Source organism: Paraclostridium dentum, from assembly GCF_012922555.1.
In the GTDB taxonomy this organism is placed as follows: Bacteria; Bacillota; Clostridia; order Peptostreptococcales; family Peptostreptococcaceae; genus Paraclostridium; species Paraclostridium dentum.
In genome coordinates, this window is the sequence record NZ_WIPK01000001.1 from 1,137,216 (window position 1) to 1,150,303 (window position 13,088).

11 protein-coding genes are annotated in these 13,088 nt (G+C 29.6%); 3 read left to right on the forward strand and 8 right to left on the reverse strand.

Annotation, left to right across the window (positions count from 1 at the left end; genetic code table 11):
* Positions 1–158: 158 nt before the first annotated feature.
* A complete protein-coding gene (gene glpT / locus GFJ41_RS05455) occupies positions 159–1,487 on the reverse strand; it encodes a glycerol-3-phosphate transporter (protein ID WP_035116760.1) in 1,329 nt (442 codons plus the stop codon).
* A gap of 303 nt (positions 1,488–1,790) precedes the next feature.
* Between glpT and GFJ41_RS05460 the strand changes: the two genes are divergently transcribed.
* On the forward strand, positions 1,791–2,465 hold the full coding sequence (locus GFJ41_RS05460; RefSeq protein WP_021433291.1) for a beta/alpha barrel domain-containing protein: 675 nt from the start codon (positions 1,791–1,793) through the stop codon (positions 2,463–2,465).
* Between the two features lie 99 nt (positions 2,466–2,564).
* On the opposite strand, the gene GFJ41_RS05465 is transcribed toward GFJ41_RS05460, so the two are convergent.
* The 6 genes from GFJ41_RS05465 to GFJ41_RS05490 form a co-directional block, all read right to left on the reverse strand.
* A complete protein-coding gene (locus tag GFJ41_RS05465; protein WP_035116761.1) occupies positions 2,565–3,047 on the reverse strand; it encodes a hypothetical protein in 483 nt (160 codons plus the stop codon).
* Positions 3,048–3,258: 211 nt separating this feature from the next.
* Positions 3,259–4,704, reverse strand: a complete 1,446-nt coding sequence (locus tag GFJ41_RS05470) for a DEAD/DEAH box helicase (protein WP_170074811.1) — start codon at positions 4,702–4,704, stop codon at positions 3,259–3,261.
* A 460-nt stretch (positions 4,705–5,164) separates the two neighbouring features.
* Positions 5,165–7,264 carry a vWA domain-containing protein gene (locus GFJ41_RS05475; RefSeq protein ID WP_170074812.1) on the reverse strand — a complete coding sequence of 700 codons (2,100 nt, stop codon included), beginning with the start codon at positions 7,262–7,264 and terminating at the stop codon, positions 5,165–5,167.
* Positions 7,265–7,269: 5 nt separating this feature from the next.
* Complete coding sequence (locus GFJ41_RS05480) at positions 7,270–8,916, reverse strand: AAA family ATPase (protein WP_226890221.1); 1,647 nt, start codon at positions 8,914–8,916, stop codon at positions 7,270–7,272.
* A 19-nt stretch (positions 8,917–8,935) separates the two neighbouring features.
* The gene (locus GFJ41_RS05485) at positions 8,936–9,382 is read right to left on the reverse strand and encodes a DUF6530 family protein (RefSeq protein ID WP_035116764.1); all 447 of its coding nucleotides are present in this window, start codon (positions 9,380–9,382) and stop codon (positions 8,936–8,938) included.
* Between the two features lie 2 nt (positions 9,383–9,384).
* Positions 9,385–9,735 (reverse strand): GIY-YIG nuclease family protein, encoded by a 351-nt coding sequence (locus GFJ41_RS05490; RefSeq protein ID WP_170074813.1) that lies wholly within the window; start codon positions 9,733–9,735, stop codon positions 9,385–9,387.
* A gap of 438 nt (positions 9,736–10,173) precedes the next feature.
* Between GFJ41_RS05490 and GFJ41_RS05495 the strand changes: the two genes are divergently transcribed.
* Together GFJ41_RS05495 and GFJ41_RS05500 are read left to right on the forward strand one after the other, a co-directional pair.
* Positions 10,174–10,815: a YoaK family protein gene (locus tag GFJ41_RS05495; protein WP_334296654.1), complete on the forward strand. Its 642-nt coding sequence runs from the start codon at positions 10,174–10,176 to the stop codon at positions 10,813–10,815.
* Between the two features lie 101 nt (positions 10,816–10,916).
* Entirely contained in the window at positions 10,917–11,729 is an 813-nt protein-coding gene (locus tag GFJ41_RS05500) for an alpha/beta fold hydrolase (RefSeq protein WP_085281933.1), read from the forward strand.
* Between the two features lie 342 nt (positions 11,730–12,071).
* On the opposite strand, the gene GFJ41_RS05505 is transcribed toward GFJ41_RS05500, so the two are convergent.
* Positions 12,072–12,977 (reverse strand): LysR family transcriptional regulator, encoded by a 906-nt coding sequence (locus GFJ41_RS05505; RefSeq protein WP_170074815.1) that lies wholly within the window; start codon positions 12,975–12,977, stop codon positions 12,072–12,074.
* Between the last annotated feature and the right edge of the window lie 111 nt (positions 12,978–13,088).

The following is a 13,088-nucleotide window of genomic DNA, read 5'->3' on the forward strand; positions in this document are numbered from 1 at the left end:
TATTCCTCCTTATTCCTTAGTATGACTAACTTGGTCATACTTATATATTATTGAATATGACTAAGTTAGTCAACTTTTATGTAGATTAATAAAAATAAAAAAATTAAGGCTATAATCTTTTTAGATTAAAGCCTTAATTATGCTATATCTATATGTAACTAAGCATTAGATTTTTCTTTTATATTATGAGTATTCCATGTAAATGATAAAAATACTATAGATAAGATTGCAGATGCTATTAGCATTATAAATCCTCCATCCCAATTAAACTTATCAACTACCATACCCATTGCTAGCTCAGCTAAAACTTGTCCTCCCATATAGCCAAATAAACCGGTAAACCCAGCCGCAGTTCCTGCTGCTTTTTTAGGTACAAGGTCTAGTGCACTTACCCCTATTAACATAACAGGTCCATAAATTAATGCTCCTATTGATGCCAATGCACAGTTTATAGCAAATGGACTTGTACTTTTCCAATATACTGCTGTGGCTATAGCTACCCCAACCATACATATAACTCCCATTGGAGCACGTCTACCATGGAATATATGATCACTAATCCATCCAACTATAATAGTTCCAGGTATAGCCGCATACTCAAACAATGCAAATGCTATAGAAGAGTCTTTTGGGTTAAAGTGTCTGACCTCTTGTAAATATGTAGGAACCCAACTTATAACCCCATATCTAACCAAATATACGAAAACGTTTGCAATAGCTATACACCATAAAAGCTTATTGTTTAATACATACTTAAATAAAATTTCTTTAGCAGTAAGCTCTTCTTCAGCATCTTTAACTTCAACCTCGTACTCTGGATAATCATCTTTAAATTCTTCAATTGGTGGTAATCCAACAGATTGTGGAGTATCTCTTGCAAATATAATATATACTAATCCCCCTACAATTGCTATTATTGCTGGTAAGTAAAAAATACCTTTCCATGTTCCAAATAATGATACCCCAATTAATGCAATTGTAGCTATAAATCCTCCACCTACATTATGTGCAGTATTCCAAATTGACATTTTAACACCACGTTCACTATCTGAAAACCAGTGAGTCATTATTCTTCCACATGGAGGCCATCCCATTCCTTGAAACCATCCATTTAACAACATTAAAACAAACATAAAAGCAATATTAGTTGTGTTTGGTAAAAACAAGTTTACTATACCTGATAATATAAGCCCTATTGCCAAGAAATATCTTGGATTAGATCTATCAGATACATTTCCCATTACAAATTTACTAATACCATAAGATAATCCAAGTGCTGATGCAACAAATCCTATCTCAACTTTTGTAAATCCCTGTTCTAAAAGATATACTTTAGATAAAGCAAAGTTACTTCTTACAAAATAGTATATAAGGTATCCTACATAAATACTAATAAACATCTGAATACGATATTTTTTATAAGCTGAATCTATTTCTTTTTCTGGTAGCCTGCTTATGTATGGAGCTGGCTTTAAAAATTTTAACATTAAAAATCCCCCTTTTTACGTTAAAAAAGCCAAGCTAAGCCTATGTTAATATTGTTAAAATAGTAACATCCTAAGGCTTGTGCTTGACTCCTGTTCTCTAACGCACGTTATATATTGTAATTTTTCTAACTTTATGTCCTCACTATAAAAGGTATCACATGATGATTCGTTTTTCAACATTTTTTTACAAATATACATATTAAATATTCATAATAAATTTATTTCGTTAAAATATAGCAAATTTAACATACCTAATTTATAATTAATGATAAAATGTTAAAATTATTAAGGAGGCTTTTATCTATGAAGCAACGACCAAAATCCATAGATGGTACACTTAGAAAATCATTTTTACGTGTTCCTGAGGTTATTAGAGAATGTAGTGGTATAAATATTTTTGGAAAACGAATAAAGTCACTTGTTTTTTCAACTGACTTGGCTATTATAAAAAATGTAAATGCAGACGCAGTAATAGCTGTATATCCATTTACTCCTCAGCCAATAATTACACAATCTATTATTATGGCTTCTGATATCCCTGTTTTCGCAGGAGTTGGTGGCGGTCTTACAAAAGGAATACGCTCAATAATGTTAGGCACTAACGCTGAATTACAAGGTGCTATTGGTGTTGTTGTTAATGCCCCCACAACAAACGGTGTAGTTAGAGCTTTATCTAATGCACTTGATATACCTGTTGTTGTTACTATTGTAAACGATGATACAAACATTCAGGAAAGAATAGATGCTGGAGCAACTATTTTTAATGTTTCAGCTTCTTCTGATACTCCTCGAATAGTTGCAAAAATTAGAGAATCTTATCCTGATTTTCCAATAATAGCGACAGGTGGTCCAACTGATGAAAGTATAAGAAAAACAATAGCCGCTGGGGCAAACGCAATCACTTGGACTCCACCTTCTGTTGCTGAATTATTTAAAGATGTTATGACTTCTTATAGAGAAAATGCAAATTCTCATTAGTGTATAATTTTCGTAATTTATCAATTTCAATAAAAATAATAAGAGGTACCCCAAGAATTGCATATGCATATCTACTGGATACCTCTTATTATTTTTAAATTAAAATGCGCATTCTATAAAGTTTATATTTCTATACTCTACAGCCATTGGTACAAATCTAATTCTACCAGCTTCGCAAGCTATTCTAAATCCTTGAATACTCCTACGATCAGCTCTATCTACTACCAAAAAGAAATTAGAAGGAGTAAAGCCTCTTCTCATTACTATTCTAACTATTGCCATCCTTCTACAATTACTTATAGTAAACTGTCCACCACCAGGTGATATAAAAGGCGCAGGTGATTGCGCTGGATCAGGCATCATGAAATCTACTTCTGTATCTATTTCTGAATCACTATTATCATCATATTCATCATAAATCTCGTAATCTTCAAAATTCATAGAAGGCTCAAGTAAACTAGCAACTTCTAAGTATTCATTTTTAATATCCACATCAGGTCGTACATCTTGTAACTCTCTAAGATATACAGCCATAAACTTCCAATAATTATCCCAATATTCTTGCCAATAATTTCTATCCATTGTTGATTCTCCTTTTTCTGATATAAATATTGTTCTATATATCATATGCAAATATTAGACAATGGTTCTTATTTACATGAGATAATTTTCTTTAAAAGCTCTGTATGTACTATTTACTTATAATTAAATAATATGGATAATAAAAAACACATTGATAAATTTATCAATATGTTTCGTAGTTTTAATGAATAGGCTCCATTTAATTTATGCATTACATATCTGCTTTAGTTACTTTTCGTGGCCTACCTTTTATATTTTTAGTTTGTAGTGCTTCTAAAACCATTTCGCCTTTGTTGTTTAATATTTCAACATAAGTAGATATATCAAGTACACTTATAACTCCAATGTCTTCCGCATTCATACCTTCGATACTACAAAGCGTACCTACTATATCAACAGGTCTCATCTTAGTTTTTTTACCGGCATTTATATGAAGCTTCATTATTTCTTGGCTTAGATTTGCACCTTTATCTTCTTTAACTTTTTGTCTTTGCTCTAACTTTTTGTCAAATTCAGGCTTTAAACTCATTACAAGTCTTTTACTTGGTTTCATTTTCATTGTTAATTCCTTACCTGTATAAGAGTATATTTCAAACATACGTCTTTCATCAGATTTCATAACAAAAGTAATAGCCCTTCCCTCTTTACCCGCACGTCCTGTTCTACCTATTCTATGTACATAGTTTTCTCTTAGAACAGGTACATCATAATTTATTACATGAGTGATATTATCTATGTCTATACCTCTAGCAGCTACATCTGTTGCTATTAAGTATCTAAAGTATCCTTTTTTAAAGTTATTCATTACTTTAATTCTCTCATCTTGTTCCATTCCTCCATGTATTTTATCACATGGGTATTTAAGTTTTCTTAATTCATTGTACAAAGATTCTACCTTAACTTGTGTATTGCAAAAAATAACACAGCTATCCGGATTTTCTATTGTTGTTACATCTTTTAATAAATTTAACTTTCCTGTTTCTTCTATGTTATATCCATCTTGTTGTATTCTATCAACAGTTAATGTCTTTGCTTCAATTTCTATTGTCACATGATTTTTCATATATTTTTTTGATAATCTATTTATATCATCTGGCATAGTTGCTGAAAATAGCATAGTCACACGATTCTTAGGTAGTAATGAAATTATTGCTTCTACTTGTTCTAAAAATCCCATACTAAGCATCTCATCAGCTTCATCTAGTACAAGATATTTTATGTTATCAGTTATAAAGTTTCCTTCTTTGATATGGTCTATTGTTCTACCTGGAGTTCCTACTACTATATGAGTCTTTTGTTTTAACTCTTTTGCTTGTAATGAAAAAGATGATTTACCATAAAGTGCTGGCACTTTTATTCTTTTAAATCTTCCTATGTTAAATACATCTTCCTTAACTTGTATTGCAAGCTCTCTTGTCGGTGTAAGTATTAATGCTTGTGGTTTGTTTTCGTCCCAATCAACTAACTCACATAGTGGTATTGCAAATGTTGCTGTTTTACCACTTCCTGTTTGTGATTTTACTAATACATCTTTATTTTCTAGTGCAACTGGTATTACCTCTTGCTGAACTTTGGTTGGTGTCTTATAGTTTAGCATATTAAGTGATTTTAATATTTCATTGCTTAGTTTGTAATCTTTAAAGTTTATATTTGTCATTTATGTGCTCTTCCTTTATGTCGTTTTAGTATTTTTATGTATTATTATCTTTCTATTAATCTTTATTCTTTATTATCTTTAATACTAAATATATCATAAAAGTCCGACTTATCCTAATTATATATTTACTTCATTTCATTTAATATAATTTTATCTTGTAAAACCATGGATTATTTTGTTCAATACCTCATGTCTTATCAATATATTGAGAAGTATAAATTTATTCTACCTAATCCTATTTTCTCTGCTTCATTATTTTCTTTTCTACTTAAACTTTTCAAACAATTTTTATTAAATGAATTTCCATTTTAAAATAATATAAAAAGAACTGCTAGACTATAAACTTAACAGTTCTCTTATATTTTTCGTGGATTTCAAGTGTGGAGACGAATCACATAAATCATATACACGATTATATTCATATATTAAATTACTCCTTATATAATCATTCTATTTTTAACTATAATAAATTCTTTAATATAATAGAAATCCTATTGGGTAATGTATTTATATTAGATATATCCAGAAATCTATGTTCGCCATAAATATCTTTGATCACATCTCTATCATTTCCAATGGCAAATACAAATAAATGTATCCCTTTTCTTGAGTATTCTGATATAATACTTCTTAAATCCTCTTTAGCTAATTCATCTTTGTAATTTGGCTTTGCAAGAGGCTTACCATCACTTATTATAAACAACACTTTAATGTCAGCATCAACTTTTAATAACTTTTCTGCCGTATATTTTATCGGTACTCCATCTCTATTATTACTTTTCGCACTTATTTGCATCATTCTATAACAATTATCTTTATCTTGATTATCAAAATCAGAATATGAATATATTGATACATCTTCTCTATCACTTATATCCGCTGTATCTCCATAAATACCTATAGGTATATCACATTTTTTGCAAAATTCCCAAATTAAAATAGCAGTTGCACGTGCCACTTCAATACGATTATTGGCTTTCATAGAGCCAGATTCATCTATTCTAAGAGCTACTGCCATTGATGGTGATTCATTCGGTAGATTTTTTTTACTAAAATATCTATAGTCTTTTTTCGCTAGATTTGAAGCCTCAAATTTAGTACCATAGTATCTATTTCTACTATACTCACTAGATACTTCATTTTTAAGAAATGGCAACACTTGATTAGCTAGCTCATTAGCTGCTTTAATATGTTTTTGGTTATCTTGTTTATAATTTAATTTATCTTCATAAGTAAATTCAGGTCTATGAACTTTTATTCTAATATTCTTATGGATATCTCCATATAAAACTAGCTTTGAATCATTTGACTGTTCATCGTTATTTTCTTTTATATTTCTTAATTTCATTTTTCCTTTTCCAAAGGAATTTTTATTATTATACACTCCATAAAATAATTCTTCATTTTCTTTACTTATAGAGTCATCACTTGTACTATCTTCGTTGCTAGACTTCCTTAGCTTCAATGCATCTTTATCTCTTACCATAGTACTTTTATAGGAGCTATTTTTATCAGAATTAATTTCCATAGTATCTTCATTTTCTGATTTAACTAACTCCTTCTTAGGTTGTTCTTTTATATCGTTGTTGCTTTTTATAGTTTTACCTATTTCACCCCTTGTATGAGTCTGTCCTATACTTGATGTTGCTTGGCTATTTTCTTCAAGATTTTTTTCTATTTCCAGTGATTTTATTGGCTTTATATTATCTAGCTCCCCTTTGTATACATCATCAAATTCTTGTAAGTATTCTTCTATTTCATCCCACATAAGAATATTTATCTTATTAACTCTATCTATTACTTTAATTCCATCTTCTTCATAAATAGATTCATCTATTTCTTTTTTGATTTTCTCAATATTTTTTATATCATAATCTGATATATCTTTAAATTTTCTAAATTTAATATAGCAAATTATTTGATTTATTAAAGCATTGAATCTCTTATTATCAATCAAATCTACTTTGAAATTTTTAATACTCTTATATTGAGCATCTCTCAATTCATTAAGTCCATCAATTAACCGACCATAGTTAGATAAATATTCATATATAGATTCCTCCACTCGACTATCCTCAATAATATCGTATATAAAAAGTAATAAAGAGCATAACTTTCCTGATTTCTTGGGATTATTTATATAGCTTTGCATTTTAATTATATTTTCATTGGACTCTTCATCATCAAATTCTAGCGAATCTGCACGTAAACTTCCACTTAGAATAGACTGCTCATAAATATCTCTTAATGTAAAATCTGTAAATAATCTATGCCCTATCTCATGAGCGTAATATCCTAATATCAATTTAAATTTATCACCTTCACTTATACTATTTGAATATAAATTTATATAAATAGTATCTCTCTTTATGTAAGATACATCATCGATATTTTTATCAAATAGGAATTTTAGTTTATCCTGATTTAAATCGTATTTTTCATACAACTTGTTTGATATACTCTTTATATATTCTTCAAACTCTTTAGATTTTAAAATACCCTTATCATCTAAATCTAGTTTGTTTTCTCTTATTGATTTTATAATACTATCTAAATCCATAGAATTTACCTCCTGCTTTGAGTTTCAATAAATAAAGAAGTATTATTTTCAACGGATTCCTCCAATATTCTTATTTCATCAGGGTTTGTAGTTATTTTATATAATACCTTGTAATACATAGATTCTCGTATGTCTTCTCCATTTTTTATAGCATCAACCCAGAAAAATAATGAACGCATTCCTGCCACCCCACGTATGGCATTGGCTATTGCACACTCATCTAGAGCTATAATAGCATCAACTAATTTGGAAACTAACTCCACATTATCAAATCCTGTCTTTGCTATTGCTCTTTCTATCATAGCTTCTCTTTCTGGTAAATCCATTTTTTCTGAATGCTGTATTCTATCTCTTATTGCTTCATTAAGAGGTCTACATCCAATGTAATTTCTATTAGTTGTAATTACAGCTACGAAATCTGGATGCCTATGAACAACCCCCGTCGGTAAATTTATAGTCCCATCTGGCTCTAATGCTGAGTTTAGTATCATTAATACAGCTGCATCACGGATTACAGTAGGCTCTTGTATTTCTAATAAGTAACCTTCTGTAAATGCTTTTACTATTTCTGAAGGAAAGTACTTATACTCGATATCTTTATTAGAATCATTGTTTTCATCATCGGCAACAGGAAGTATAGACCCTAGCACGTCTGACTTATCCATATCTGAAAAACAAGTTATCTTGGTGTAAGGTAGTCCCAAATTACAAGATAATGCTTTCGCCATTTGAGTTTTTCCAGAACCTGCATCACCTTCAAGAAGAATATTTGATATCTTCATATCACCTTTATCCCAATTGCGTTTGATTTCTTTACATATTCTTCTTTCAATTTTTGATACTCTATGGGAATTTGGTAATTTTATAATTTGGCTTTTTTCATAATCAGTTAATTTTCTAGATAAATTTAATGCAAATTCCCCTTGTTCTATCGTTAAATTTTCGATTTGCTTTTTCTCATTCTTTATTTCTTCAACTATTTTAAACTTACCATTTAATAATTTTGTATATGCAATTTTTTTACTTTGTATATCTTCTAGATTTATTTTTTCTAGAGGTGATTCATCTGGCACAAGTAACTTTAAATTACCTTTCAATATTCTACGGTATACATTATCACAGAAAGTTGCCATTAATTTTCTTGATAATTCATCTAATTCCTCACTCTCTTCTCTATGAAGTTTGTACTCATTAAATACGCTTAAAGCTTCATTATCTTTCAATATTTCTATCATCATAGCAAAGAATAATATACTTCCTTTTTCTCCTTTAGAGTTTCTATGGCTTCTTAATTTATATTCATTACATATTTTATTTTTTATATCATAATTACATGCTGAACATCTTCCACTAACTTTATTGTAAAATAAAATTTGTACTATATTTTCATTTTTACTTTGTAATTCTGCACATATACTGTCATCAAGTATTCCAATAGACCCTATATCATTTTCATTATCAATCAAATCTATATATTTATGTGTTGCTTCTATTATGGAATCAATTAAAAATGATTGTCCTTTTCCAAATCCTCCATCTGGAGAATATTTACTTGAAGTGTTAACATTTTTACTATTTAAAGCATCAAATGGTTTTTCTTCAAGTTTATAGTCTCTTCCCCAAATAGAAGATATGCTGCTTATCTTTCTCATAAATATTCTCCTTTTCTGTTTAATAGCCTAATTCCTCTAATATGTCTGCAAGTACGCTAAATCTTTCTCCTAGCAATTCACCCTGATTAGTAAGTTCATCTGCCAAAGTAATTATATCTTTGTCTAAGTTTTTATTATCTTCGCATATTTTAATATTCATAGCATCACCTTGAAGTCCAACACGGCTAATAGTCAAATTATTTTCATCATAAAATTTAGGCATTCTATAAGCCTCTTTAAAATATAAACTAGCTTCACACAGTAAAATAGCCATATCCAAAATTCTATTTACAGGTATTTCATCAAATTTACCATCTGCTTTTAAAAGTCTTGCTATTATTTCAAGTCTATTATTATCTATATTTTCCTTAACTCCCATATCTACTTTTTCTACATCTGAGCTAGGAGCTCTGTATCCATCTATTTTTTTGTAATTGTCACATGTTATAACTGGTTTGAATTCCATTTCTATATTTCCTCCACATTTTCTTCTATAAATCTATCTTTACATATTTCTAATAGTATTTTTAAATCTTCACTATAATCTACTTTGCTTTCATCTTTATCATAAGGAAGTACCTCTACCACCTTTATTTCAAATTTTTCTTCTTTATTTTCATTCCAATCTTTTTGTAATTTTTTACATCTATGATTTTTTGAATTTAATTTAAATCTATCTCCATTTATAGTTGCCTTTATATTTTTATCACAACCTAAATAAACAGTATTTGTATTTATTGATTTGAACATGTATACACCCATCTCTGGTTTCATCTCTTTAAATTGTTGTAATAATTCTTTTTTTCTTGCTCTATCCATAATTAATTTTCACCTTTCTTATTAATATTTTTTATTGCTATTTAATCACATCTATACTTTCAAATAGTTATTTATATATACTTCTTGTCACTACCCTTATTAATTTATACTATTCGCTCCATGTAAACAATAAACGTTCCGTAGAGTTGTACTCTACGAAGCGTTTACTCTCAACTTCTAGAAATTACAGTATAATTTATTAGTAGATTTATAAAAATATAATTATCTTAAATTTATAGTTCTTAAGTTGGAATAAGAAAAGGAGGAGTTTAGACATGTTGAATACTAATTTTCAAATTCTTTTCCTAATATTGAAAAAATATCCTAGTTTAGGACATACTACATAAGTCATTAATAGTAATGTTCATATATAAGAGGTGATGTTATATGGATGATAAAAATCAGATAAAAAAGGAGGTCCCTCCTTGGGAAAGGCCTATGTTTATGATGATAATAACCATTGTTGGAGGTTATATGAATGGATATACCTACATTACAAGACATAATATATTATCCAACATGCACACTGCTAATATGTCTAAATTAGGAATTAACATCGCACTTGGTCAGTGGCAAGATGCACTAAGCTACTTTATTCCAATTGTTGCTTGTATATTAGGGGCTACATTTAGTGAGCTAATTAGAACTCTCCTTATCCGACATAAATTCAGAGGAGATTGGAGAAAGCTAGCTCTAGTTTTAGAAGCAATCGCATTGTTCTTTATAGGGCTTCTACCTACTTCTTTCCCAGATATTATTTTTACTAATTTGGTTTCTTTTTTCATGGGATATCAGCTGTGTTTATTTAGAGACTGCATTGGTATTGCATTCAACACAACTATATGTACAGGAAATATTAGAAATGTTGGTCAATTGTTATATAATGCATCAGATGAAAAAAGTAAAGATTCCATAAGAAAGTTAATTATTTTTACATGTCTTACTTTTTCTTTTGCATTAGGAGCTATTCCAGGTACTCTAATATCTATTGCTATAAGTACTAAGGCTGTATGGGTTTGTAGTTTTATATTGTTATCACAAGCAGTTTGGATAAATATCTATGAATGTAGTGTGGTTTAATTCCATAAGAAACTCACATAAACAAGAAACAGACAACTCACATACTTATGTCTAGAAGAATAACCTATTAATAAATGATTTTCATTAATGGAGGTGTTTGTATGGGATATTATGTTAAAGTAGAGTCAAAGGTAAAAGTTTATGTAGAGGATCTTAACCCAGGCGGCAATAAAACAATCTTATTTCTACATGGGTGGCCTGGGAATCATAATTTATTTGAATATCAGTTTAATTATCTTCCAAAAATGGGATACCGATGTATTGGTATAGACATGAGAGGATTTGGTAAATCAGATAAGCCTTATGAAGGTTACGACTATGATAGATTATCAGACGATGTTAGATGTGTAGTTAATGCTTTAAATTTACATGATTTCACACTGGCAGGTCATTCGACTGGAGGGGCTATAGCTATTCGATACATGTCTCGCCATAAAGGATACGGAGTATCTAAACTTGCTCTTTTTGCAGCAGCAGCTCCTAGCCTTATCAAACGTCCAAATTTCCCATATGGTTTAGAAGAAGATGCCGTAATCAAAATAATTGAGGGAACATACACTGATCGACCTAAAATGCTGAGTGATTTCGGTGATATTTTTTTCTTTCAACATATAACTGAACCATTCTCTGATTGGTTCCTTCAATTAGGCTTACAGGCGGCTGGTTGGTCAACTGCAGCTATCGCAAATACTTGGATAGAGGAATCACTGTTTTCTGACTTAGAAACAATAAGTGTTCCAACTTTAATTATTCATGGAATTCATGACAAAGTTGTTCCATTTCCACTAGCTAAAATACAAAATCAATATATTAAAAATTCAAAGCTTATGCCATTTGAATTTAGCGGTCATGCATCTTTCTATGATCAACGAGAAAAATTTAATGAAGAATTGATGAAATTTATTGAAGAATAGAGCTTTGCAACGTAAAATACCTTAATAAAAATATTCAAAGTCAATAAGACCCTATCAATAATCTCCACCAAATATAACTATAGGAAAATCTATCTATAACCCATGACAATCAAACTCAGAAGCTTCAATTTCTATTTCTTTACAATCATATCTAATGAAAGTTTTTCTGTGAAAGAACGTAGATATTTAACTCAATAGCTTAAGTTTAATATAGTAAATAAGAAAGGATTGAATATTAAGTCAATCCTTTCTTATTCTCTGCCTAACAATCCTTCTCCACAACAGCCTACTACTATTGACATAGACTCTATCTCTCTAATCTAAATATAATAAACGCATACTTTATTTAATTTTTAGTGAAGGGTTATCAGAGGATAATATCTCAACAAATTTTGTAGAAGCTAATGAAAGTGGAACACTCTTTAAATAACAAACACCAATGCTTCTACTAGGTATCTCTTCTAAAATATTAACCTCATATAATAATCCCTTTTCTAAATAATCTCCTGAGAACTCCTTTACTACACAAGCAATACCTAAGTTTATCTTTGCAAACTCCAATAGTAAATCAAAAGATCCAAGTTCAAAATCTGGAGAGATTTTTATCCCCTTGGATAACATGAACTTTTCTACATACTTTCTCGAATTTGAATTAGGTTCTAGGAATATTAAAGGATATTTTACCATTTCTTCTAATGAAATTTTCGATGTTGACAAATCCTTATACTTCTCTCCACAAACAAAAATATCTCTAACCTCTCCACAAGGTATTAATTCTAATGAATTATCATCAATTGGAAAATTACAGATTGCAATATCGATTTCTCCTGACTTAATTAAGGCGCAAAGTGCTGAGGTAGTGCCATTTATAATCTTAAACTTAAGATTAGGATACCTATTATGAAAGAACTCTAAATATGGAAGTAAAAAATACCTAGATATAGTATCTCCTACTCCAATCTTTAGCTCTCCCACAGTTAAATCTTTAAATTCTAATATTTTTTCTTCTCCTGCATTGATTAAATTAATTGCTGAATTTACATATTCAAATAAAAGCTTCCCCTCATTAGTTAATGATACTCCCTTAGGTGTTCTGTTAAAAAGTCTAATATCTAGTTCTCGCTCTAATTGCATTATCGCTTGGCTCACTGCTGGCTGCGTCATGTAAAGCTCTTTTGATGCCTTTGAAAAGCTTTTACTTTTTCCTACCTGACAAAATACCTTATATAAATCTAATTTAGTAACCATATAAGTACTCCTTATATCATGTATTCATTCTATTTATTTTACTTATATCATTTATTGGTGTATATTACAATAGTAGAAAGTATTTGAAATCAAATTTAAATTGTTAGGAGA